The 23,326-nt window shown below is 39.3% G+C and carries 23 protein-coding genes; 1 reads left to right on the top strand and 22 read right to left on the bottom strand.

Annotated features, from left to right (window positions below; translation table 11 throughout):
- Positions 1-11: 11 nt before the first annotated feature.
- Together OFO10_RS03935 and OFO10_RS03930 are read right to left on the bottom strand one after the other, a co-directional pair.
- Positions 12-1,076: an acyltransferase family protein gene (locus tag OFO10_RS03935; protein ID WP_270866164.1), complete on the bottom strand. Its 1,065-nt coding sequence runs from the start codon at positions 1,074-1,076 to the stop codon at positions 12-14.
- 398 nt (positions 1,077-1,474) lie between these two features.
- A complete protein-coding gene (locus OFO10_RS03930; protein ID WP_270861853.1) occupies positions 1,475-1,732 on the bottom strand; it encodes a helix-turn-helix domain-containing protein in 258 nt (85 codons plus the stop codon).
- Between the two features lie 99 nt (positions 1,733-1,831).
- Between OFO10_RS03930 and OFO10_RS03925 the strand changes: the two genes are divergently transcribed.
- Positions 1,832-2,566 (top strand): DUF3944 domain-containing protein, encoded by a 735-nt coding sequence (locus tag OFO10_RS03925; RefSeq protein ID WP_270866163.1) that lies wholly within the window; start codon positions 1,832-1,834, stop codon positions 2,564-2,566.
- Positions 2,567-2,733: 167 nt separating this feature from the next.
- Here the strand turns inward: OFO10_RS03925 and purH are convergent, their stop codons facing one another.
- From purH to OFO10_RS03825, 20 genes are all read right to left on the bottom strand, one after another.
- Positions 2,734-4,266, bottom strand: coding sequence for a bifunctional phosphoribosylaminoimidazolecarboxamide formyltransferase/IMP cyclohydrolase (purH, locus tag OFO10_RS03920; protein WP_270861856.1), 1,533 nt, complete (start codon positions 4,264-4,266; stop codon positions 2,734-2,736).
- A 34-nt stretch (positions 4,267-4,300) separates the two neighbouring features.
- Positions 4,301-5,191, bottom strand: a complete 891-nt coding sequence (locus OFO10_RS03915) for a DnaJ domain-containing protein (RefSeq protein WP_270866162.1) — start codon at positions 5,189-5,191, stop codon at positions 4,301-4,303.
- 2 nt (positions 5,192-5,193) lie between these two features.
- Complete coding sequence (purL, locus tag OFO10_RS03910; RefSeq protein ID WP_270866161.1) at positions 5,194-7,386, bottom strand: phosphoribosylformylglycinamidine synthase subunit PurL; 2,193 nt, start codon at positions 7,384-7,386, stop codon at positions 5,194-5,196.
- Positions 7,387-7,439: 53 nt separating this feature from the next.
- Positions 7,440-8,192, bottom strand: a complete 753-nt coding sequence (locus tag OFO10_RS03905) for a glycosyltransferase family 2 protein (protein WP_270866160.1) — start codon at positions 8,190-8,192, stop codon at positions 7,440-7,442.
- Complete coding sequence (locus tag OFO10_RS03900; protein WP_270866159.1) at positions 8,189-8,980, bottom strand: polysaccharide deacetylase family protein; 792 nt, start codon at positions 8,978-8,980, stop codon at positions 8,189-8,191. The genes OFO10_RS03905 and OFO10_RS03900 overlap by 4 nt, the downstream gene beginning before the upstream one ends.
- Positions 8,977-9,972, bottom strand: a complete 996-nt coding sequence (locus tag OFO10_RS03895; RefSeq protein WP_270866158.1) for a glycosyltransferase family 4 protein — start codon at positions 9,970-9,972, stop codon at positions 8,977-8,979. Before OFO10_RS03895 ends, OFO10_RS03900 begins: the two co-directional genes overlap by 4 nt.
- Positions 9,969-11,027: a glycosyltransferase family protein gene (locus OFO10_RS03890; RefSeq protein ID WP_270866157.1), complete on the bottom strand. Its 1,059-nt coding sequence runs from the start codon at positions 11,025-11,027 to the stop codon at positions 9,969-9,971. The genes OFO10_RS03895 and OFO10_RS03890 overlap by 4 nt, the downstream gene beginning before the upstream one ends.
- Before the next feature lie 99 nt (positions 11,028-11,126).
- A complete protein-coding gene (locus OFO10_RS03885) occupies positions 11,127-12,122 on the bottom strand; it encodes a glycosyltransferase (RefSeq protein ID WP_270866156.1) in 996 nt (331 codons plus the stop codon).
- Positions 12,123-12,352: 230 nt separating this feature from the next.
- Complete coding sequence (locus OFO10_RS03880) at positions 12,353-13,330, bottom strand: glycosyltransferase (protein WP_270866155.1); 978 nt, start codon at positions 13,328-13,330, stop codon at positions 12,353-12,355.
- Positions 13,327-14,523 carry an O-antigen ligase family protein gene (locus tag OFO10_RS03875; RefSeq protein WP_270866154.1) on the bottom strand — a complete coding sequence of 399 codons (1,197 nt, stop codon included), beginning with the start codon at positions 14,521-14,523 and terminating at the stop codon, positions 13,327-13,329. Before OFO10_RS03875 ends, OFO10_RS03880 begins: the two co-directional genes overlap by 4 nt.
- A complete protein-coding gene (locus OFO10_RS03870) occupies positions 14,520-15,611 on the bottom strand; it encodes a glycosyltransferase family 4 protein (RefSeq protein ID WP_270866153.1) in 1,092 nt (363 codons plus the stop codon). Before OFO10_RS03870 ends, OFO10_RS03875 begins: the two co-directional genes overlap by 4 nt.
- Positions 15,608-16,501: an ELM1/GtrOC1 family putative glycosyltransferase gene (locus tag OFO10_RS03865; RefSeq protein ID WP_270866152.1), complete on the bottom strand. Its 894-nt coding sequence runs from the start codon at positions 16,499-16,501 to the stop codon at positions 15,608-15,610. Before OFO10_RS03865 ends, OFO10_RS03870 begins: the two co-directional genes overlap by 4 nt.
- Positions 16,501-17,382 carry a lysophospholipid acyltransferase family protein gene (locus OFO10_RS03860; RefSeq protein WP_270866151.1) on the bottom strand — a complete coding sequence of 294 codons (882 nt, stop codon included), beginning with the start codon at positions 17,380-17,382 and terminating at the stop codon, positions 16,501-16,503. The genes OFO10_RS03865 and OFO10_RS03860 overlap by 1 nt, the downstream gene beginning before the upstream one ends.
- Before the next feature lie 57 nt (positions 17,383-17,439).
- Complete coding sequence (gene mnmE, locus OFO10_RS03855) at positions 17,440-18,771, bottom strand: tRNA uridine-5-carboxymethylaminomethyl(34) synthesis GTPase MnmE (protein WP_270866150.1); 1,332 nt, start codon at positions 18,769-18,771, stop codon at positions 17,440-17,442.
- A complete protein-coding gene (locus OFO10_RS03850) occupies positions 18,771-19,508 on the bottom strand; it encodes a Jag N-terminal domain-containing protein (RefSeq protein ID WP_270866149.1) in 738 nt (245 codons plus the stop codon). Before OFO10_RS03850 ends, mnmE begins: the two co-directional genes overlap by 1 nt.
- Positions 19,498-21,081: a membrane protein insertase YidC gene (gene yidC, locus OFO10_RS03845; RefSeq protein ID WP_442867981.1), complete on the bottom strand. Its 1,584-nt coding sequence runs from the start codon at positions 21,079-21,081 to the stop codon at positions 19,498-19,500. Before yidC ends, OFO10_RS03850 begins: the two co-directional genes overlap by 11 nt.
- 2 nt (positions 21,082-21,083) lie before the next feature.
- Positions 21,084-21,413: a membrane protein insertion efficiency factor YidD gene (gene yidD, locus OFO10_RS03840; protein WP_270859068.1), complete on the bottom strand. Its 330-nt coding sequence runs from the start codon at positions 21,411-21,413 to the stop codon at positions 21,084-21,086.
- Entirely contained in the window at positions 21,410-21,715 is a 306-nt protein-coding gene (rnpA, locus tag OFO10_RS03835; RefSeq protein WP_270859218.1) for a ribonuclease P protein component, read from the bottom strand. The genes yidD and rnpA overlap by 4 nt, the downstream gene beginning before the upstream one ends.
- Positions 21,716-21,729: 14 nt before the next feature.
- Complete coding sequence (rpmH, locus tag OFO10_RS03830) at positions 21,730-21,864, bottom strand: 50S ribosomal protein L34 (protein ID WP_270859069.1); 135 nt, start codon at positions 21,862-21,864, stop codon at positions 21,730-21,732.
- A gap of 101 nt (positions 21,865-21,965) precedes the next feature.
- Complete coding sequence (locus OFO10_RS03825) at positions 21,966-23,324, bottom strand: TolC family protein (RefSeq protein WP_270866148.1); 1,359 nt, start codon at positions 23,322-23,324, stop codon at positions 21,966-21,968.
- Between the last annotated feature and the right edge of the window lie 2 nt (positions 23,325-23,326).

The following is a 23,326-nucleotide window of genomic DNA, read 5'->3' as shown; positions in this document are numbered from 1 at the left end:
GGTAGCCTTTTTTATGCTTTGCGAATTTTTGAGTAGATTACCGCCACGATGTATGACAGCACGCTCACAGCTACAAACATTAGTAGCACAGGCGTCATTTCCCACTCTGCTTCGTCGCCAAAAACAAGCACGGCAATATAAATGATGAAAATGTATTGCAACACATAAAACGGCGTTACAAGCACACTTATCGTTTTTAAACACGACATAATGAGATTTGGAAGCACCTTGGCTACCAGATACATTAGTCCAATCCATGCCAAAACAAAGGCGATAAACATTATGTTAAAAAATATGTTTTGGTGGTAGTATGGGTCGCCGTCCATCATATCGTCCCACGCATAAAACTTCGCCAATACCACAGCCGAGGCGATAAAGATAACCGCGCAAATAAGGCTTAGTTTTGTATATAGTGCGCCTTTATCTTCTGGGCGAGTATAGATTAAAATATCAGCGAATAAATATCCAGCTATCGGATAGGCAATCCAGCTTAAAAATGGAAAATAGCTTCCCTCGTGTGTGCCCCAAAATAGCCCTGTTACGGCTTGTAGGCAGGTTGATTCAAACTCTGCGAAATTCTCGCCTAGATACATTGCAGCACCTGAGCAGATAATGCCCACTATGAGATAGCCTAAATTTGGTAAATTTAGCTTTTTCATTAGCGCAAAAAATATAAACGCAAGTCCCGCAAACTGCAAAATGTCCGCATCGTAAATCTGCGTCCAATTTTCTTCGAAAATTTCAGCGTCATCGTTTAGCTTAGAGCTAATGTAGTATGGAAGCACATACACAAGCGCATTAAAGACATAAGATAGCACCAAAAATATCACGCCACGCTTAAAAAGTAGTCCCGGCGCACTACGCCTAGAATAGACAATACCGCAACCCAAAATAAACATAAAAACAGGAGCAGCAGGCGGTGAGCCTAGGAAGTTTGCGACCTTGAAAAACACGGAATCTTCGCCGTTATAGAAGTATTCCACGCAGTGGATTAGCACCATAAAGATTACAGCAAGACCCCTTGCTATATCCAACTCGTTTTGTCGCCCGGCATTGGGCAATGATAAGAAATTCATCTGCTTAAAACCCTCTTTTTATTGGTTTGAAAAAGCCCAAATTATAGCCTTTTATAAGTTTAAATTTACTTAATAGCGTAGTGAAATGCTATGGCTTAGAAATGAGATAAATTTATAAGGAATTTGAGCTTAGTTGTTTGGTTTGTAATTGCGAAAATTTGCATAGTTTGTCATTGCGAGGCGACTTGTCGCCGTGGCAATCCAGTAAAATTCCATAATCTCTAATTTATCATTGCAAACAAAGCAAAACAATCCAAAAAATTACCTATTGAATTTTAAAATTTTTATTCCAGTAACACTGCCCCGAAATTTTTAAATTCAAAAATTTTAAAATTCAAGAGCCCTTTAAATTTCTCTGGATTGCTTCGAGCCGTTGGCTCTCGCAATGACAAGCAAATTTAAATTTTGATTGATTTGAAAAACTCGCAAACGCTGACTTCTAGGACATTTGCGATTTTAACTAAGTGTTCTATATTGAAGTGTTTTTTATTTATGCCAAGTTCAGCCATAGAAATCGTGCCGACTGCCTTGTGTCCTATCGCCATAGCTAGGCTTAGTTGCGAAACGCCCTTTTGTGTGCGTATGCGTTTGACATTTTCGCCGATTGTTTTGTAAATTTGCTCCATTTGTTCGTCTGTAATGGTGCAGTCTTTCACTTTGTCGCCTACCTATGGTTAAACTAACTGTAAGTATATAAATGTAAAATTCTTTTACAACTAACTATGGTTAGGTAAATTTATTTAAAAGGGTATTTAATGGCGTATCGATATGACAGCGATTTGGAATTTTTAGGAAAAATGAGTTCGGAAGATTTAAGCGATTTAGTTAATCTGTTAATTTATGACCCAAAAGATGGCGAAAAAAGACTTACGGAGAATTTAAGTTTTAGCGAAGAATATGAAAAATACGGAAAAGATTATCAAAAATATTATAAAAGGATAATAGAAGAATTACAACTTTTTGGTGGAAATACTATCGCTAATATAGCTAGGGGCGGTGGCGTATATTATAGAGAAATTTTATGTGATGTCTGCGATAAATTAAAAGTAAATTATAATAAAAAATCTAACATAGATATTATTGAGTGGAATTTTTTATCTAAAATTTTAGAAACTAGTTTAGATAATCTAGACGATAAACAAAAAGAAAAACTAAAAAAAGAATTATCAAATGCAGGAATAAATATAAAAGGCAATATGACATTTGCTGCCATGATGGCTATTTTCAAAGCTGGTGGCTTTGCATCATATCAAACTCTTTTAATAGTTACGAATTATATATGGAATTTAATTTTTAGCAAGGGTATAAGTCTTGCTGGAAATGCCGCCTTAACAAGCGGAGCAGCCGTTGTAGTAGGACCAATCGGTTGGACTATACTTGGTGGATGGACTATAATAAATATTGCAAGCACTGCATATAGAGTTACAGTTCCTTGCTGTATTATAATATCGCTTCTTCGAATTAAATATAAAGAAAATGTAAATAAATAAGGATAATGGTGGGCAAGGATGCCCACCCTACGAAAGTTAGATTTGGAATTGCAAAATTTAACACTTATGCCGACGATTTTTCACGGAGTGGACGACGGACTAGACTAACTCGTCTGTCCTAACCCACGCCGTGAAAAAGCTAGGCTCGTTTAATTGCAAATAATATTTTAATGCAAAAAGTGGCGAATTCCTGTAAAATACATCGCCATGCCAAACTCATCTGCCGCTGCGACAACTTCATCATCACGGATTGAGCCACCCGGCTGGATTACAGCTTTTACGCCTACTTCATTTGCGATTTCTATGCTATCTTTGAAAGGAAAAAACGCTTCACTAGCCAGTGCGCAACCTTGCAAATCTAAGCCCAAATCCTTTGCTTTTGCCACAGCTGCGCGCGCAGCATCGACACGGCTTGTCATACCCATGCCGATTGCCACCATTGCCGAGTTTTTCACATACACAACGCAGTTTGATTTAGTCAGAGCTGCCACCTGCCAAGCGATTTGCAAATCAGTAAATTCGCCCTCATTTGCCGAACGCTTGGTAACGCATTTAGCATTTTTGACCTCATCGGCACCCACATAGTCGCGTTCTTGATAGACAAATCCGCCGTCTATGAATTTAAAGTCATATTTATCATTTTCACGCATTAAAAATTTATTCTCTTGCGTGAAAATTTTAATGCGTTTTTTGTTTGCAAAAACTTCAAGTGCGGCGTCATCGACATTGGCTGCAATTATGACTTCCACAAAAATTTCATTGATTTTCTCTGCGAGTGCCTTATCAAGTGTGCCGTTTATCGCCACCACGCCACCATAGGCTGAAACAGGGTCGCATTTGAGCGCTTCGGTGTAGCTTTCTAGCAAATTTGATTTTATGGCAAACCCGCACGGATTTGCATGTTTGCAGATACTTACTGCTGGGGCTTCGCCAAAGCTACTAGCAAGCATTACAGCTCCGTGAATATCGGTCATATTGTTAAAACTTGCTTCGCCTTTTAGGGCTTTGAAATTTAGGCTAAAAAAGTTTTCGAATTCATACAAAGCGCCCTTTTGGTGCGGGTTTTCGCCGTATCTTGTCGCCATTACTTTTGAGCCTGTGATAAATTTTTTAGCGCCAAAACCGCCGTTAAATCGCTCGTTCATATAGTTTGCTATCATGCTATCATACGCGGCAGTATGCTCGTAGGCTTTTATCATAAGGCTTCGGCGAAATTCCAAATCATCGGCTTTTGCTTTGATTTTTTCGATAACTAAATCATAATCCAAAATGTCCGTTACTATCAAAACATCTTTGAAATTTTTCGCTGCACTTCGCACCATGGCAGGTCCGCCGATGTCGATATTTTCGATAATCTCATCAAAATCATCTGTGCGAATCGTGGTTTGCTTGAAAGGATATAAATTTACACAAACCAAATCAATCCCGCCAATGCCGTGTTTTAGGGCTTGTTCGGCGTGATTTTTGTCGTCCCTTTTATGCAAAATTCCACCGTGAATTTTGGGGTGCAGGGTTTTTACTCTGCCTTCAAACATCTCAGGGCTTCCTGTGTAGGCGCTCACTTCCACAGCATTTACGCCGTTTTCGCAAAGTAGCTTATAAGTGCCACCCGTGCTTAAAATTTCCCAACCCAAATTTGCCAAATCTTTTGCAAATTCTACTACGCCGTCTTTGTCGCTAACGCTGATTAACGCTCTCATGCTCACTCCTTATAAATTGAAATTTATTTAAATTTTACTCGCCGAATTTTTCTTTTAGGCTCTCATACGCTTCGTTGATTTCTTGAAGCTTTTTCGTGCCTTCTTGGATAATCTCGTCATCTGCGCCCTTGCCCATTAAAATATCTGGGTGGTATTTTTTGACAAGCTCTCTATATTTTTTCTTTATTTCGCCAAAACTAGCACCCTTATCCACGCCCAAGACTTCGTAAGGGTCTTTTTTCGAGCTGGCATTTCGCGCAGAGCCACCATATCCGCCACCAGAGCTAGAATTTTGATATCCGCCGCCATAATTTCCGCCGTAACTGCCACCGTAACCACCAGAATTTCGACTATTTTGGTAACCACCACGCCCGCGGTTGTCATAATTTTGGCTAGAACCGCCGTATGTGCCATAATAACTCGCCTCAAACATAGCAAAAATTTGACTTACCACATGAGACGGCATACCAAATCCGCGCGCGATTTTGGCGATTATATCTCGCTCTTGCTCGCTAAATGAGCGATCGATATAGGCTATGTTTAAGAAAAAATAAATTAGCGCCGCTTTTCGGCTCGAACTTAGGTGAAATTTTTGATTGTAATGAAACGCGAGAGAGTAGATATCGTGCTCTTTGTCTTTGTTTATCTTATAAACTTGCTTCAAAAGTTTTCTCTCGTTTTCGCCACCGCCCATTTTGCGAACCAAATCGTCCAAAATCTCGCCTATCATCGTGGCTTCTGTCTCATTTACCACACCATCGCTTTTGGCGACCTTTGCAGTTAGGGTGATTAAAATTTTCGCCTCTTCAAGGCTCATTTTTGGCTCTTTTCTCTCATAGCCGGAATTTCCGCCCAGACCGCTTATAAATCCCTTTATAAAATGATAAAGCAAAAAAGCCAAAAATAGATAAAAAATACTCGACACTATTAATCTTCGCTTCTAATGATTTTTGCAAATTCGTTGAAATAAATTTCGCTCAACTCTCCCAAATCGCGCGAAATGCTATTGATTTGGAAAATTTTACCGCCAGTAATGCCTAGTTTTACGAAATTTAACCCTGCTTCGCGCGCCAAGCTTTCAAATTTCGCCTCGTCGCTCACGCCAAAAACAGCCCTTGTAAAGCTCTCGTCGAAAATATCTCTCTCATCATCGCACGGCATTTTAAACTCGCCACCCATTTTGCCCACACACGCCATTTTGGCTAGGGTGATTGCCACGCCACCGATTCCTACGGAGTTTGCGAAGCGCAATGCGCCCTGCTGGCCTGCTTTAATCGCAAAATCCCAAAGTTTGCGCTCTTTGGCTAAGTCTAGCTTTGGTAGCATGCCTCCGATTGCGCCTTTTACGGCTTGTTGATACAGCGAACCTGAAAACACGCCGTGTGTATCGCCCACCAAATAGACGCTAGTACCAGCCTGAGTGAAATCGCTAGGGATAATTTCGCCATTATTTACACCCACGGTTACGATTGCAGGGGTCGGCTGGATACTCACGCCCTCTGTTTCGTTATACAAGCTCACATTTCCGCTCACAACTGGCGTATTTAGAGCCTTGCAGGCCTCTTTGATACCCTCTGCGCCCTGTGCGAACTGCCACATAACCTCTGGGTTTTGCGGATTGCCGTAGTTTAGGCAGTCAGTAATCGCTAGCGGTGTCGCGCCACTAAGGGCTACCTTGCGTCCGCTCACAGCCACAGCAAGAGCCGCGCCAGTGAAAGGATCAATATAGTTCATGCGAGTGTTGCAATCCATAGCGATTGCGAGTTTTGCGCCATTTTCTTTGACTCTCATTACCGCAGCGCCTAGTTTGCCCGGGCGTTTGGCTGAGTTTAGCCCGACATTTGCGTCATATTGATCATAAATCAAAGATTTATTTAACACATCTGGGTGTGAAAAAACCTTGTCGAAATCGGCGTTTATGTCAAATTTATCAGAGCATGTGCATAAATTTTGGTTTGCGATTTCGTCCAAATACGCTGGGCGTTTTGTAGGGCGGTCTAAAACAGGTGCTGCTTCGCTTAAAGGCTCGATTGGAATCTCGCCAGCTAGCTCGCCATGCCAGTAAAGCTCCATTTTACCGGTATTGGTTACTTCGCCGATGACTTCTGCGTCTAAATCCCACTTCGCAAAAATCTCTTTTATCTTATCTTCACAACCTTTTTTCGCGCAAATTAGCATACGCTCTTGGCTTTCGCTTAGCATTAGCTCGTATGGCGTCATGCCACTTTCACGCATAGGGACACGATCAAGGTGCATTTTCATACCGCTTCCGCTTCGCCCTGCCATTTCAAAACTACTTGAAGTAAGACCCGCCGCACCCATATCTTGGATTCCAACGACATAGTCAGTCTTAAAAAGCTCCAAACAAGCTTCCATTAAAAGCTTTTCGGCAAACGGATCGCCAACTTGCACGGTTGGGCGAAGAGATTTGTTTTCATCGTTAAAGCTATCACTTGCCATAACAGCTCCCCCTAGGCCGTCCCTGCCTGTTTTTGAGCCTACATAGATGACTGAGTTGCCCACGCCTTCTGCCTTGCCGTAGAAAATTTCATCACTTTTTACAATTCCAAGAGCAAAGGCATTTACCAAAATATTTCCGTTAAAACTGCTATCAAATGTCGTTTCGCCACCTATCGTAGGGATTCCCATGCAGTTACCATAGTGTGCGATACCGCTAACTGCGCCTTTGACCAAATATCTTTGGTAGCGATTTGTTTTGGAATTTCCCACGACATCGCCAAAACGAAGCGAATTTAGATTTGCTTCGACCCTTGCACCCATTGTGAAAATATCGCGCAGTATTCCGCCCACGCCCGTGGCTGCGCCTTGAAACGGCTCAATGTAGCTAGGGTGATTGTGGCTTTCCATTTTAAAAACAGCCGCCATGCCACCGCCAATGTCAATGACACCGGCATTTTCACCTGGACCTTGTATGACCCACGGGGCTTTTGTCGGAAAGCCGTTTAGGTATTTTTTGCTTGATTTATATGAGCAGTGTTCGCTCCACATAGCCGAAAAAATGCCAAGTTCTAGCAAATTTGGCTCACGCCCTAGAATTTCTAAAATTTTCGCATATTCGTCTTCGCTGATTTTGTGTGCCGCAATGGTTTTTTTATCCATTTTATCGCCCTTTTAGTGGAATTTAATAACTTTTTATAATAGCTAAATTTTGCTTAATTTCCTTTTTTGTTAAGCCAAATTTCATACAATTTCGCCTCTTTCATAAATGCATAAAATGCGTTTATAACGGCGATTATGAAGCCTTTTTTGCCGTCGAAAAAACTTCGCCTTAAAAAATACGATTTGAAAAAGACAAGCGGAAAGATAAAAAGCAGTTTGGCTAGGCTCGGTTTTTTGCCTTTTTCAAATTTTTGCTGTGCGCGCAGGCTCGAATAGTTGTTGTTTTTGCTCACTAGCTCTTTGATTGGTTTATCGCTGAAATGATAAATCACGCCACGAGATTTTCGCACCTTGCCATTTATGCTGACTTGCGCATGCACGCCCAAATTTCGGTATTCGCCAGAGCTTTTGCGAAAAAATCTAATGTGGGTGTTTTTTCGCACCCTATCATCGACGATTCCGCCCATGTAAAATTCGTGAAATTTAATATCAAGCCCGTCGAATTCACTCTGCCCCATAAACTCGCAAATTTCAGCTTTTAGCTCAGGGCTTACTTCCTCGTCGCCGTCTAAATTTAGCACCCACTCGTGCGAACACAGGCTAAAAGCATAGTTTTTTTGCACACCCTCGCCTTGCCAATCGTGGTGGTGGATTTTAGCATTAAATTTTTGTGCAATTTCTAGCGTCTTATCGGTGCTGCCGCTATCGACGATGATGATTTCAGCGAAATCCGCGACACTTTTTAGCATTCGTTCGATATGTTTTTCTTCGTTTTGCACGATTGCATAGACACTTGCATTTATCATAGTTTATTCCTTATGCGCGTAAATTTCAGCCAAAAATCAAAAAAACTCTCCGTCCCCAAAACGCCAATTCTCTTTATAGCAAATTTATCATCGCCCGCTTCGTAAAGTCCGCGCTTTACCACGACTGCGGCGCAGTATCCCACACTCCTAGTAAATGACAAAATTTCATCATTAAATTTGCCGTAAGGATAGGCAAAAACCCTGCACTCGCGCCCGGTGATTTTCTCTAACTCTTTTTTGGATTTTTCGATTTCATCTCGCGCTTTTTCGGGCTCACTCGCCCACAAACGCTCTAAATTCGCGTGGCTTAGCGAGTGCGAACCAAACTCGATTAAATTTGAGCGGTACATTAAATTTATCTCATCGCTAGTTAAAATTTGGCTTAAATGCTCGGTATTTCCGCGCTCCCAGTCGTTTTGCGTAGCACCTGCGACGACGAAAATCGTGGCTTTGAAATTATATTTTTTCAAAATTTCAAAGGCGTTTGTGTAGTTATCCATAAATCCGTCATCGAAGGTAATACAGACCGATTTTGACGGGATTTGGGCTAAATTTGCTAGCTCGCTAAGCGTGAAAGTAGTAAAGCCGTTTTTGGCTAGCCACGCGATTTGGGCTTCAAAATCGGCTGGGCGAACGCGCCATTTATCAAATTTATCGCCCTTATGCTCGCTTATGCTATGATACATCAGCACGCGCGCCTTATCCCAGCCCTGCGGGATCCGCCACCAGTTATACCTGCACGAAAAGGCTATAATCGCCACGGCTAAAATTGCGAAAAAATATATCATTTTTTAAAATCCTTTATCAAATTTTCATACGCATTTATGTAATTTTGCGCCATTTTTTCTACGCTAAATTCGTCCTTTTTGGCTTTGATAGGAGCGAAAATTTGCACGAATTTATCGTAGTTTGCGTGGATTTGGTTTAGCTTGTGAGCTATAAACTGTGAATTTTCTTCAATGATTAGTTCATTGGGCATTATAGTTTCGCAAATTCCGCGTCTTGTAGCTATCATCAAAGGTGCATAAAAAACCCCATCTAACGAACTTAGCCCAAAAGCTTCATTTAAACTCGGCATCACATTTAAATCACAACTATACAGATAATCGCCTATATTTTTCACAAATCCTTTAAATTTTATCTTATCTTGTAATCCTAAATTTTTAACCTTTTCTTCATAAATTTTACTATCCCCATAGCCAAAAAAATGACATTCATAGTCAAATTTTACTAAATTTAGAGCTTCGATTAAAAGTGTTACTCCCTTCGCATCGCAAATCCTATTAGCAAAAGTGATATAAAATTTATGTGGTCTTGAAAGTTTTTTTGGCGTAATAAACGGATAACCGTTTTCAATTAAAATTTTTTTATCCACCTGTATTGTTTCACACACGCCACTTGAAACCCCCACGACCAAATCGGCTAAATTTAGGTATTTTTTGCGTTCTAGCGAGTGTTTTGTATTGACAATAGGTGGTTTTTGTTTGCTAAATTTTCGTGCGTAATTTAAAATTTGAAGCTCTTTTATGTTGTGAGTTTGCAAAATATCTGGCGAAATTTCATCTATCATATTTGCAGTTTTTTTCAAAAAAAATGGATTGTAACGATTTTTATTAAAATTAAAATTTATAAAATTTATATCTTTACTTAAATAATCCTTAATCGCCAAATCACTTAAAAAATAGATTTCATGCTCTTTGCAAAGCTCATTACATAGTAATATACTTAATTTTTCCAAACCACCAAATTGCTTGTATTGCAAAGTGTTTAAAATTTTCAAATCTTTTCTCCATTTTGATAAATATGCTCGCGCCACTCGTAATTTTCACTAAATTTTTCGCCAAAAATCGTCTCTATCATAAATTTAGCTACCCTTTTTGCATTTGCTAAATTCAGCGCTTTTTCTCTCCCTGCTTTGGCAATTTGGGCGTATCTTTCGCCATGTAAATATTCCAAAATTTTCTCGAAGCAATCGCTCGGATTTTTGAAATACACTATTTCCTTTTCGTGCGTAAAAAACTTCTCAAACCCCGCAATCACGGGCGAAAAAGTGCAAACTCCACATCCCATAAAATGCGCCATTCTGTTACTTGCACCCAATAATTTCTTTGAATTTTCGCACTCAATCTCATCATCGCGGTTAAAATTTATAGCTATTTTGCTTTTAGCAATCGCTCTGTAATAATTATCGCCAAAAATGAAACCATTGCCAAGACTTGCGTAAATTTCGTATTTTAGACCATTTTTTTTACAAAATTCATCAAGTAAAATCGCAAATTTATGGCGATTATCCTCCATATAATCCCTAGAAATGTAGATTATATCGTTCGATTTTTCAGTTTCGTAAAATATGTCAAAACTCTCATCACTAATATTTGGGAAAAAAGCAAATTTTATATCCCTAAACTCACTTGATAATCTTTGTAAATGATACGCATTTGCATGAAAAAAGCAATCAATTTCTCTCAAATTTTCCCAAAACTGCGAAACTTCGTTTAAATGATCCACATACCATAGTGCAATTTTCAAATTTGGAAGTGCCTTTTTTATCTCTTTTAGCGTGGAAGTTGCGATTTTTTCGCCTTTACCGATTAAAAGCAAGTCAGCATTTATGTTTTTGCAAATTTTAATCAGCTTTTTATTCATTTTTGATAAGCCAGTATTTTTTATTTTTGCAAAGCGCAAATGTCGCTCCCAGTCACGATAACTAAAATCATAGACAAAATGCCCATTACGCACCAAACCATGTGAAACTCTTCTATCTACACCATAAAAAAAGTTGCCATCATTAAATTCATTAAAAATACTACAATGAACTATTTTTAGACTTCGCATAAAAACTCCTTTAATTAAACCAACACCTTTTTGTAGTAAAGCAAAAAAGTAAAAATCACCAAATAACTAAGCAACTCTTTCAAAATGAACGCCAAATAATCAAATTTTAAATTCTTTGATTAAATTTTCATACGCATTAATGTATTTTTGCGCCATTTTTGCTACGCTAAATTCGTCCTTTTTGGCTTTGATAGGGGCGAAAATTTCTACAAATTTATCATAGTTTTCGTAAATATCGTTTAGTTTGTGAGCTAAATTTTCTGGCGTGGCGCTAAATTTTAACTCACTAGGCAAAATTCGCTCACAAATGCCAGTATTCGTTGAAATCATAAGTGGCGAATAATAAACCCCGTCAATCGCCACAAGTCCGTAAGCTTCGAATTTCGAAGCGATGATTTGCAAATCGCAGCTTGCTAAATGATCATTTATATTATCCACGAAACCGCGCAAAAAGACCTTTTTATCAAGTTTTAGCTCGCTAATTAGCCTTTCTAGCTCACCTTGCTTCTCACCCTGACCAAATATCTCGCACACAAAGTCAAATTTCACCAAACTAAGCGCTTTGATGACCACATCCATTTGCTTAATGGCGCTTAATCTGCCAGAGCTAATGATGTGAAATTTATCTAGTTTTTTAATCTTTTCTGGCTTTTTATACAAAATTCCATTTTCGATAATTATAGAATTTGGCGGTAAAATCTTTTTTGTCTCATCTAGCACTGCCACACACAAATCAGCTAATTTATAATTTTTTTTGAATTCCAAAGTGTGTTTTGTGGCAATCAGCGGAATTTTCTTTTTCATAAAAAATCTAGCATTATAGATAATCTCTATCACTTTTGCATTGTGAGCGTGTATGATATCCGGGCTAATTTCATCTAAAATTTTAGCAATTTTATGCAAAAAAATGGGGTTGTATCTGTTTTTTTTAAAATTTATCTCTATTAATTTTACATTTTTGTCTATGTATTTTAAAATATTTTTATCGCTCATTAGATAAATTTCGTGTTCTTTAACTAATTCGTTGCATAGCTGGACACAAGCGTTTTCTGTTCCTGCAAATTTTATCCAATTAAGAGCGTGTAAGATTTTCAAACCATTTCCTAAATTTTAAATCCTGCGATTATCTCATATTACCGCTTTATACTTCGTTAAATTTAATTATTTTTTCTATATAATGGGCAAAAAATTTAAGGAAAATTTATGTTTAAAAATTTGATAAAAAAACTAAAAGGCAAACCCACATATAAAAACATAAAAAGCGAACTTTTAGAGCAAACAAGAGCATTAAGTGATTTTAGCTTGGGATTTAGCGTATAAATTGCCTATTTTAGGCAGTTTTCGTAATAATTTTTTAGAGTGGATATATAATTTTCAAATTTCAGACTATTTTTTATCTCTTTATGTTTTTCGCTAAATTTTTGCAAATACATATCGTAATTTTTGTAAATTTTACTAATTTTTGCGCTCATATTTTCATAATCGATAAAAAATTCCTCATCTAAAATTTCACTAATTCCACCCACTTTGGTGCCAAGTAAAACATTAGCATAAAAAATCCCTTCAATTAAGCTAATCGAAAGCCCCTCGCTACGAGATGATATAATTTGTAGGTGCGAATTTGCTAGCCTTTGTGCGACATCGTCTTTAAATCCGAGGAGCACCACTTTGCTTTGCAAATTTAGAGAATTTATTAAATTTTGCAAATTTTTTCTCTCTTTTCCTTCGCCGACAATTTGCAAAACAAAGTCAAAATCAAGCTTACTAACAGATTTTATCAACTCATCAAAACCTTTGATAAAATCTAGTCTTCCAACCGCAATAATGCTAAATTTATCGCCTAAATTTCGTGAAATTTGCCTTTGTTTAATACCAAAATATATAACTTCACTTTTGTGATTTATAGTTTGGGCTACTCTCTTTGATACCGAAATAACATTTGAAATTTTATTAAAAATTTTGCCCTTTCGCACATTATGCTTTGTAGCAACTTGCACAAAATCCATAAATTTATTCAGCAAAAATCCCATTTGCGAAGCTTTTGCGCCGTGAGTGTGTAAAATTTGGACGCCAAATTTTTTCAATACTTTTAAAATCTCGAAATATAAAAGTAAATTCCACCTTTTATCATAGTTTTTATACTCGTAAATTCTAACTTTTGGCGAAATTTTATCTTTATACAAACACCCGTTTGGCACGATTAAAAGCACTTCATCGTTTTGGCATAGCTCATTTACGCTATCGCAAACGATTTTTTCTACGCCGCCATAGATTGTAGAGCACGAAAAATAAGCTATTTTCACGCATTAACCTTTTGTGTAAATTTATCAGCAAAAATCAAAAACGCAAATAAGCTTAGATAGCTCATCAGCCTTTTTGTATCAAACAGACTAAAATCAAACTGAATTACAATGCAAAAATATGACAAAGCGCAAAAATAGATGAAATTTTTACTTCTAAATATCTCTTTGATAGCGCAAAACAGCACCCCAAGCCATGCTAGAAGACCAAAAATTCCAGTGAAAAGCAAAATTTCAAGCTCGGCATTATGCACCATGATAAATCTCATAAGTTTTTTTGGTTTTTCTAGGCTAATCCAAGTTTGCACACCATGCCCAAAAATAGGATTGTTTTGGATTTGAGTAATCGTATATTCCCAGATAATATCTCTGTAACTAGTGTGCCCAGTTAAAAGATGATTAAATCTAATCGCAACGGCATCAAAATAAAAATAAATCCCCAAAACAATAAGACTAAATAAAATCAAAACTAAAAGTATAAATTTTATATTTTTTCTCAAATTTAAAGCCACCCATAAAAGCATAGCCGCACTCACGCCGACCCACGACGAACGCGAATATGTAAAAACCAAAACGCTAATATGCAATAAAAACAAAACTATGCCAAGCTTTGGCTTGTATTTTGTAAAAATCAAGCTAAACACAGCCCCTATGCCCATCATAAGACCTAGTCTGTTGCGATTATCCAAAAGCCCAGTTAAGCCTGTTTTTTTGATATCACTTACCTTTTTGCTTAGAATTAAGTCTGGGTTATTTATCGCTTGATAAATCGCCGATACCAATAAAATCGATGTTCCAAGCAATAAATATAAAATAATCTCTTTTTTGGAGAAAAATTTCAACTTATAAAAATAAGCCAATGCGATAAAAACAAAACCATATCTAGTGACAAAAATAATGATATTTCGCCACGATTTTTTTGTCAAAAGCTCGGGGTTTAGGAGATTTGCAATAACCATAGAAACAATGATTAAAAAAACAAAAAACGAAAAAAGCTTGACTTCTTTTAAATTTGCGATTAAAACTCTGAAATTTTTGTAAATTACAACATGCAAAATCGCCAGAACTATTATATAAATCGTCGAAATTTGATACACGCTATTTTCAAATGCAATCGAACAAAGCCAAATTATAAGCCCGAATTTTAGCGCACTTTGCCAAGGATTTAATCTGATAAAATCCAAAATTTTACTCACGCCATCTCCTTATAGACACTCATAGTTTTCTCCACCATTTGCGCTAGGCTGAAATTCTCCGCTATGTAGCCATATCCGTCAAATTTATAATCCTTCGCGCGCTCTATCATCGTAGCCAACTCCCTCTCATCGCCCACAGCAAAAAACTCGCCATTTTCGCCAGATTTGATTATATCTAGCACGCCGCCGTGATTGCTCGCCACCACAGGCGCATTTAGCGCAATCGCCTCAGCCACGCTTCGCCCGAAACTCTCAGGCTTTTTCGACGCACTCACGACCACATTGCTTAGCGCGTAAATCTCAGGGATTTTGCTTTGCGAACCCGTAAAAATCACGCTTTGCGCCAAATTTAACTCACGCGCTAAATTTTGTAGCCCCAAAAAATACTCTTTTTTATCCTCTCGCACACCGCCCACGATTAAAATTTTTAGCCCCTCACCAAAGCTTTGCTTTAAAATTTGCCCCGCTTTTATGAGCGTTTCATAGTCTTTAAGCTGCGTTATGCGACCGACACTTGCGACGATGAAATCGCCCTTTTTTAGCCCAAATTCGGCGCGAAATTTCGCCATAAATTCGGCGTCTAAATTGCTAGGATTAAATTTTTCCAAATCAATTCCGCGCGGAATTACCCTGATTTTGCTGACATCTGCGCCGAAATTTCGCACTACATAATCCTTCGTAGCGTTGCTGACACAGATGATTTTATCGGCTTTCACCATGATTTTGCTGTAAAAATTCACAGAATTTAGCCCATGCACGGTGCTAACTAGCCCAAATTTTAGCCCTCTTTTGGCGAATTTCACTAGCCACGCAGGCACGCGAGAGCGCACATGCACGATATCTGGGGCGATCTCGCGCAAAATTTCTTTTAGCGCACTAGCGCGGGAAAATGCTGTGAATATATTTTTGGAGCAAACATCGAATTTTATGTGGCGCACGCCGTTTTTTTCTAGCTCGCTTACTAGCTTTCCGCCATTGCTTATGACGAAATTTTCCACGCCAAATTTAGCAAATTCGCGCGTGAGCTCGACCACACCGCGCTCGACGCCGCCTTCGTTAAGTTCTGGCAGTATTTGCACCACTCTCATAGGCTAATTCCTTGCAAAATTTGGCTTAAATTTATCTTTTTTGTCGGTTTTAACTCGCCGTTTTTAGCGTAAATTCGCAAACACTCATTTTGCGCCAAATTTGCGATAAAATCGTCAAATTTATTGTGTGAATTTTTGCGTGGAAGTGCCAAAACAGCGACATTTGCGCGACCATTGCACACAGCCTCACTTATCATCGAAACAGAATCTTGCGTGATAAAAATCCACTCGCAACCCTCCAAAAAATCGCCGATTGGATTGATCTGATTTTTGCTATAAATCACGCTAAAATCGAAATTTGCGCGCTCAAACTGCGCCTCGATATCGCGTGGTGTGCGTGGGCTAGTAGTCAGAGTGTATTCGTGGAGCGGAAATTTCGCCTTAATCTCTTCTATAATCTCGCAAATTTCGTTATTCATATCAAACGAAGCGTTTGGCCCACCGATGACAAATGCGATCGCGCTTTTTTTGGGAGCGTAGAAATTCGCTACTTTGCTAAGGTTTAAATTCGTCGGCAAAATCACCACATTTGGCGCAGTTTGCGTGGTATCGTGAGCGTTTGCGAAAATGAGCGAAAAGTCCTTTTTATAGCCTTTTGGATACATTAGCGCAACGCTTTTTTTGCCAAATTTCGCGGCACAGTATTTTAAGGGATAGTATGTCACAGACCCAGCTCCCACGAAAATGTCAAAATTCGCAAAATTTTTGTTTTCGCACTCGAAAATTTTAAATTTCAGCCCCAAAAAATCCAAAAAATATGAGAGAATTTTTGAAATTTTGTTTTTATAACTAACCTTGCAAAGCTCAAATTCCAAGCCTTTTAACTCGCAAAACGCCACGCTTTGGCTCTCATGCCCCTTGCGCCCGTCGGTAAAGATAAGCACTCTCATCAATCAACTTTCCAGCGATTATGCATCCAAAACCACTGCTCGGGCGCGCTTCGCACGACCTCTTCGAAGATATCGTTGCACTGCTGGGTTATAAACTGCTCGGCCTGTGATTTATCCAAATCCGCGCTTGGCGGGGTGAAATCTTTGATGACGATTTCGTAGCGACCATCACTAATGCGACGCGCAAAAACGGGGATTAGGACTGGGTTAAATTTCAAATACAGCGACGCAATCGTCTTTGTGGTGTAACACTCGCGCTCAAAAAATGTGGTTTTTAGGCTATTTTTTCCGCCCGGTTTTTGATCTGGTAGGATTCCTACATTTTTGCCCGCCCTTAGACGCTCGACAAGCCCGCGCATGGCGTCATCTTTGTAGATTAGCTCGTTGCCGTATTTTTTGCGAAATGGCGTAACTAGGCGATCTTCGATGAGTTCGTTATTTCCCCTGCGCCCCACAACCGCCACAGGAAAGCCGTTCGCACCGTAAAAATGGGCTAAAACTTCCCAGTTACCAAAATGCGCCGTGAAAAACAAAATGCCGTTTTTGCTATCACCTTTTAGCGCTTTTACCTTTTCTAGTGCCTCGTCTTTGTTTGCAATAAGTGCGCTAAAATCGAGCCTTTCATGGTAGAAAAGCAGGGTTTGGCTCAGGGTTTTAGCCACAGAGCGGAAATTTTCGCGCGCTAGGGTTTTAATCTCGCCAGCTGATTTTTGTGGGTAGGCAAGGCTAAGGTTTTTTATAGCGATTTTTGCGCGTGATTTTAGCGCAAAAAAGGCGAATTTCGCCAAGAAATCAAAGAAAAAATATAAGAAATTTGTCGGTAGAATTTTGGCTAATTTTATTAAAATTACGACTAGGAAATATTCAAATTTTTCTCTCATTTTCACCCTTATTAAAAGGGGTGATTATAGTAAATTTTGGCTAAATAAGATATAAAATCACTTTCCTAGGCAAAAATTCCCAAACATTTCATCTAAAATTTCGTCCCTCTCAAAGGGCCTAGAAATCGATGAAATCTGCTCTATGGCGCGATTCATTTCATAAGCGAAAATTTCAAGCTCGGCCTCGTTTAGCTTTTCGCGCGCGCTTTTTAGGGCGTTTAGCGCATTTTCGCAAGCATTGATTTGGCGAGTATTACTTAGCATAAGTCCGTCGAAATTCTGCGAATTTAGATAAATTTCAAGCTCTTTTAAAATCTCATCGACGCCGTTTTTGGCTGAAATTTTAAGCGGTTTTTGCGCAAAATTATATGCAAAATTTTGCGCTAAATCAGATTTATTTAAGATATAAAATATTTTTTTATCGCCTTTTTGCTCCAAAATTTGGACGATTTTTTCATCTTCATCGCTAAAATTTGCAGAGCTATCAAACACAGCCAGAATAATATCCGCCTCATCAATCGCCTTGATTGAATATGAAATGCCAATATTTTCGGTCTTGCTCTCGCCATGCCTAATGCCTGCTGTATCAATGATACGGATTAGGTGAGTGCCGATTTTAAGGCTCTCTTCGATTCTATCCCTAGTCGTGCCAGCCTCATCGCTGACGATTGCGCGCTCGTAGTTTAAAAGCGCGTTTAAAATACTGCTTTTGCCCACATTTGGTTTGCCTACGATCGCGACCTTAAAGCCCTCGATTAGCCCTTTTCTGCTCTTGCTAATCTGGGTGATTTTTTCTAAATTTTCTATGTTTTCATTTAGCATTTTTAGCGAATTTTCAAGCACATCGTGCGGTAAATCCTCCTCAGCATAATCAATGCAAACTTCGGCAAATGCGAGTGTTTTGACAAGCTTAGCGCGCAGGTCATTTACAAAGCCTTCAAGCTCGCCGTGCAGGTTACGAGATAAAATTTTAGCCGCACTTTCTGAGCGAGAAAGTATCAAATCGCTAATCGCCTCAGCCTTGCTTAAATCCATTTTGCCGTTTAAAAACGCCCTTTTGCTAAACTCCCCAGGCTCAGCGATACGCGCTCCTAGCGCAACCACGCTATCAAGCGCCATAGACGAGCTAATAAGTCCGCCGTGTGTTTGGATCTCCACGACATCTTCGCCAGTGAAGCTATGCGGAGCTTTGAAATATATAAAAATCGCCTCGCCAAATTTCACCCCGTCTGCGCCGTATAAATTCGCTAGTGTGGCGTGGCGCGGTGCGAAGTCATTTTTATGCGAAATTTCGCGCGCGATTTGCAGGGCGCCTGCCCCACTTATGCGCACGATTGATATTCCACCGACTCCGTGAGCGGTGGCGATAGCAGCGATTGTTTGATTCATTAATTTTTTTCGTCGATTATGATGATTTTGCCGTTACGAGTGGATTTGATACCGATCGTGCGATCCGGGAAGCTTTCTTTAATCTTGTCGCTAGCGATTTTGACAAATGCCCCGTCAAATGGCTTGGTTACGATTTTTGAGCCGTTTGCGTTCGCTTTTAATGCGCCCACATACGAGTCGATATGTTTGCTTTGGTTTTGCAAAAATTCAGCCACTTCGAAAACGACAGAGAGGTTGTATTTCATACTAATCCAGTTATAAATCATATACGAAAACGCCTTGTATCTGTGGCCTTCCTTGCCAATTAGTAGCGCGCTATCATCGCCGTCGATTTTGATATAGACGCTGTTTTCATCGTGAATTTTAACCTCGCAAACACTAAGATTAAATCCGCTTTGTGCGATTAAATTTGTGATTTTTTGCTCAATATCTTTGCAAATTTCATCATTTATGGCAGCTTTTGGCTTTTCTTTGCGGACTTTGTGCGAATTTGCACTTCTAGTTTTTTGCGAATTTTGCGGTTTTTTCTCGTCATTTGGTTTTTGGCTTAAATTTTCGCTTTGTGGAAATTTCTCACCCTTTTTGACAACCTCGATAATGGCATTTTTCTTAAAAAAGCCCAAAAATCCGCTACTTGGCTGTTGAATTACCCTAATATTTAGCTCAGTAATCGAACACCCAAACTCATCTGCTGCTTTTTGGTAAGCTTGCGTTAAATTTATCGCTTCAATTTTCATGTTTTTTCTCCGAAATTTGGGCTTGCTTTTGGCGAGCAAAGATTTTGTTTATGACATATTGTTGCACTATCGAACACATATTATTCACAGTCCAATACAGCGTCAAGCCAGCTGGGAACATTAGGAAAAATACACCAAACATTAGTGGCAAGAATTTCATTACCTTCTCTTGCATTGGGTCTGTAAATGAAGTAGGCGTGATTTTTTGCTGTAAAAACATAAGCGCTGTCATCAAAATCGGCAAGATATAATATGGATCTTTTAGCGATAGATCGTGGATCCACATAGCCCACTCGGCACCTTTTAGCTCGATTGCGTTTAAAAGCACGCGATAAATCGCGAAAAATACCGGAATTTGAAGTAGTATCGGCAAACATCCGCCCATTGGGTTCGCGCCATTTTTGCGATATAGCTCCATCATGTGCATTTGCAATTTTTGAGGATCACCTTTGTATTTTTCTTGCAACTCTTTCATTTTTGGGGCTAAATCTTTTAGCTTATTCATCGATAACATACCCTTGTAGCTAAGCGGAAAGAGTGCTGCGCGGATAATTAGCGTAAGTATCACAATCGCCCAGCCCCAGTTGCCTACATGGCTGTAAATCCAGCGCAAAAATTTAAACATAGGCCTTGCGATGAAGGTGAACCAGCCATACTCAATGACATTAGTTAGCTTTGGATCTACCTCTTTTAGGGTTACATAATCCTTCGGTCCGATATAGCCAATGCTCTTAAAATCGCCGTTTGCTCTAATGAAGGCTTGCGAAATATCGTTTGCGCTAGTAATCGTGGTGTTTAAATTTTCGCCAAAAAATAGGCTTGTGTAGTATCTATCTGAGCTAGCCACAAATACAGCGTTTTCGACGCGTTCGTTTTCGCTCACATCGCCGTCTTCAAAAATCTCGACTGTATCGTCGCTTTTGCCAACTGTGATTCCGTGGATTGTGTATCCATCTACCTCGACATCAGGGCGAGAGCCAGGTGTGATAAAATACGAAGTCGGGCGGTTAAATTTGATATCGATTTCGTAACTTCCATTTGGGTTAAATTTCAAATTTTTGCTAACCACAAAATCGCCTAAATTTTGCGTCAAAACCACGCTAGCTGTGCTGTTTGTGATATCTAATCTATCAGCGGAAGCAGTATATGGAGTAGAAAATGCTAATTCGTTTAAGCTAGCGTCTTCGAATCTGATTTCAAGCGGTTTTGAATCGCCATCTTTGCTGATTAAATTTATCGGTTCGCCATCTTTTGTAAATTTTTTATCATTTAGTGTGTATGAGCTAATGCGACCAAAATTATCAATCGTAAAATTCGCCTCTTTGCCGACGATTTTGACTAACTGATTTTGCGCGCTCGCACCTGCGCTTGCGCTTGGAGTTATGCTAGCACTTGCGCTAGTTGGGGCTTGTTTTGCCACGCTTTGCGCACTTTGTGCGACAGTGGCTGTTTTGTTCGCCTCCATAGCAGCTCTGACTTTTGACATATAAAAATGGTCGTATGCCACAAAAAACAAAAAAGCTAGCAAAATAGCTAGTCCTAGGCGTTTTTGTTGGGATATTTGATCTAACACGATTATCTCCTAAATATTATATAATACTGATTTTTTGAATATGGTATAAACCAAATTTTTGGTTTTACGCCCAAAGCACTGTTTTTGCATGCCCAAAAAAAATTAAATTTAAAATTATGCTTGATAATAGGGTGATCTATACCGCCCTTGAAAAAAGGGTTGCACTTTAAAATTCTAATTAATGTAGCAAAAAATGCGTGTAAGGGGTGGTTAAATTTAAACTGATAGAGCGCGTAAGTAGAGCATGTGGGATAGTAGCGACAACTCGCAGGTAAAAGAGGTGAAATAAAGGCTCTGTAAAATTTAATCAAAAAAACACAAAAATTTCTCATTTTATCGAACCTATCTTTTTAAAAGCCCAACGCAAACTTCGCTCTATCTCTTTAAAACTCATGTTTTCAATCTGTTTTTTTGCGATAATGATAAAAGTGCCATCTTTTAATAAATTTTGCTGATTATAAAACGCCGCTCTTAGCAGGCGTTTGGTGCGATTTCGCTTAACCGCATTTCCAATCTTTTTACTAGCTATCGCACTAAACCTGCGCTCGCCGTCCATAAAATACACGACAGCGCAATCACAGTGCCATTTCGCAGCACTTTTATAAACTTCTGAAAAAACCTGATTTTCGCTTATCGGAGCGAAACTACCTACGCAGCCAATCTTGCTCTACCTTTGGCGCGTCTTGCGTTGATAACTTTGCGTCCATTTTTTGTTTTCATTCTTACACGAAAGCCGTGTGTGCGCTTTCTAGGGGTGTTGTGTGGTTGATATGTTCTTTTCATATTCTTCCTTTTTTAAAAAATTTAAGGTGTGGATTTTACAAAAATTTTACTTAAAAAGCATTGAAAAACTAAATTTTTCAATGCTAAACAAATTTTAAAATTTAAAATTTTTGGCGAAATTTACCAGCCATAGCGCGGTAAATCGAAATTTCATTTTGCATACTCGCATATCTTTGCGCAAGTAGATTTATTCGCGCTGAAATCGCACTCGATCTAGCCTCCAAAAAATCTTTTAGTTCGCTAGCACCTGCGTCGTATTTGACGCGGTAAATGCGCTCGATTTCACTAGCTGTTTTGTAAGTATCGGCTAAATTTGCAAGCCTTGCGCGGTTGATTTCGTAAATTCTATACAAATTTAGCGTCTCATTTACTGCGCCACTTAGGGTTTTTTCGTAAGAATTTCGGTAAGCGTAAAAATCCACCTCAGCTATCCTTAACTGCGATTTTAGCCGTCCATAGTCCAAAAACGGCAGGCTAATGCTGACATTTCCGCTTAAAAATTTCAAATCAAATCCATCGCTAAATTTATCTGTATTTGCCGAATTTAACCCTGCGCCCAAATTTACGCGCGGGAAGAAATTTAGCCTTGCGCGTCTGTGGTCATAAAACGCCGCATTTAGCCTAGAAATCGCGGCTCTAATGTCTGGGCGATTATGCAAAGCAGTGTAAGGCACACTAAGGTCTGCGCCTAGAAATTTCACGCTCTCAATGCTTGGCAAATCTGTGCGAAACTGCAATTCAGGCGAGATTAAATCACGCATAAATTTGCGGTTATCCTCGATATTTTTCTCGATTTCCAAAACGCGGTTTTTTAGATTCAAAATGCTGTTTTGCACCTGCTTGTATTCGATGAGCTCGGATCTGCCATAATCATATTTTGCCTTGACAATCTGCTCGATTTGCGCATAATCTTTTAAATTTTGCTTCGTCCATTTTAGCGCATCGTTTAGATAAAGCATCTCAAAATACCCGCTCACGACCGAATTTATCAGCATCAAACGGGCGTTTTGTAAGTCAAACACACTCGCACTCGCGTCCCACTCGCTAGCATTTATGTTCGAGCGAATCCGCCCGAAAAGATCTAGCTCATAGCTGACATTAAAGCCAGAGCTATAAGTCTTGCTCCACTCATCACTTCTGCTGATATCGCGGACCCCGCCCGCTCCCCACGAAGCCCCAAGCGTAGGGAATAAATCCTCTTTGCTAAGGCCTAAATTCGCATACGCGCGCTCCAAATTTAACGCCGCTGCGCGCAAATCGTGGTTTTTCGCCAAAGCCTCATCAACAAGGGCATTTAAATATGGCTGATTGTATCCCTTATACCAATCCTGCGCGATTTCATAGGTTTCGTTTTCGTCTATGAAGCTATCTTGCACTTCGTAATCAAGGTTGCTATTTATCGCGGCACACCCGCCAAAAAACGCCACGAAAACTGCGCTTGCAAATATATTAAATTTCATCT

The sequence above is a fragment of the Campylobacter sp. VBCF_06 NA8 genome (genome assembly GCF_027737825.1).
Lineage (GTDB): Bacteria > Campylobacterota > Campylobacteria > Campylobacterales > Campylobacteraceae > Campylobacter_B.
This window is presented reverse-complemented; position numbering and strand designations above follow the sequence as displayed.

What these genes read in the sequence shown, in the direction of transcription:
- OFO10_RS03905 (WP_270866160.1), bottom strand. Translation starts at nt 8,192, where the DNA reads ATGATAAATGCAAGTGTCTATGCAATCGTGCAAAACGAAGAAAAACAT.
- mnmE (WP_270866150.1), bottom strand. Translation starts at nt 18,771, where the DNA reads ATGAATCAAACAATCGCTGCTATCGCCACCGCTCACGGAGTCGGTGGA.
- OFO10_RS03925 (WP_270866163.1), top strand. Translation starts at nt 1,832, where the DNA reads ATGGCGTATCGATATGACAGCGATTTGGAATTTTTAGGAAAAATGAGT.
- OFO10_RS03865 (WP_270866152.1), bottom strand. Translation starts at nt 16,501, where the DNA reads ATGAGAGTGCTTATCTTTACCGACGGGCGCAAGGGGCATGAGAGCCAA.
- OFO10_RS03890 (WP_270866157.1), bottom strand. Translation starts at nt 11,027, where the DNA reads ATGCGAAGTCTAAAAATAGTTCATTGTAGTATTTTTAATGAATTTAAT.
- OFO10_RS03870 (WP_270866153.1), bottom strand. Translation starts at nt 15,611, where the DNA reads ATGAGAGTGGTGCAAATACTGCCAGAACTTAACGAAGGCGGCGTCGAG.
- OFO10_RS03825 (WP_270866148.1), bottom strand. Translation starts at nt 23,324, where the DNA reads ATGAAATTTAATATATTTGCAAGCGCAGTTTTCGTGGCGTTTTTTGGC.
- OFO10_RS03900 (WP_270866159.1), bottom strand. Translation starts at nt 8,980, where the DNA reads ATGATATATTTTTTCGCAATTTTAGCCGTGGCGATTATAGCCTTTTCG.
- yidD (WP_270859068.1), bottom strand. Translation starts at nt 21,413, where the DNA reads ATGAGAAATTTTTGTGTTTTTTTGATTAAATTTTACAGAGCCTTTATT.
- purH (WP_270861856.1), bottom strand. Translation starts at nt 4,266, where the DNA reads ATGAGAGCGTTAATCAGCGTTAGCGACAAAGACGGCGTAGTAGAATTT.
- OFO10_RS03935 (WP_270866164.1), bottom strand. Translation starts at nt 1,076, where the DNA reads ATGAATTTCTTATCATTGCCCAATGCCGGGCGACAAAACGAGTTGGAT.
- purL (WP_270866161.1), bottom strand. Translation starts at nt 7,386, where the DNA reads ATGGATAAAAAAACCATTGCGGCACACAAAATCAGCGAAGACGAATAT.
- OFO10_RS03850 (WP_270866149.1), bottom strand. Translation starts at nt 19,508, where the DNA reads ATGAAAATTGAAGCGATAAATTTAACGCAAGCTTACCAAAAAGCAGCA.
- rpmH (WP_270859069.1), bottom strand. Translation starts at nt 21,864, where the DNA reads ATGAAAAGAACATATCAACCACACAACACCCCTAGAAAGCGCACACAC.
- OFO10_RS03860 (WP_270866151.1), bottom strand. Translation starts at nt 17,382, where the DNA reads ATGAGAGAAAAATTTGAATATTTCCTAGTCGTAATTTTAATAAAATTA.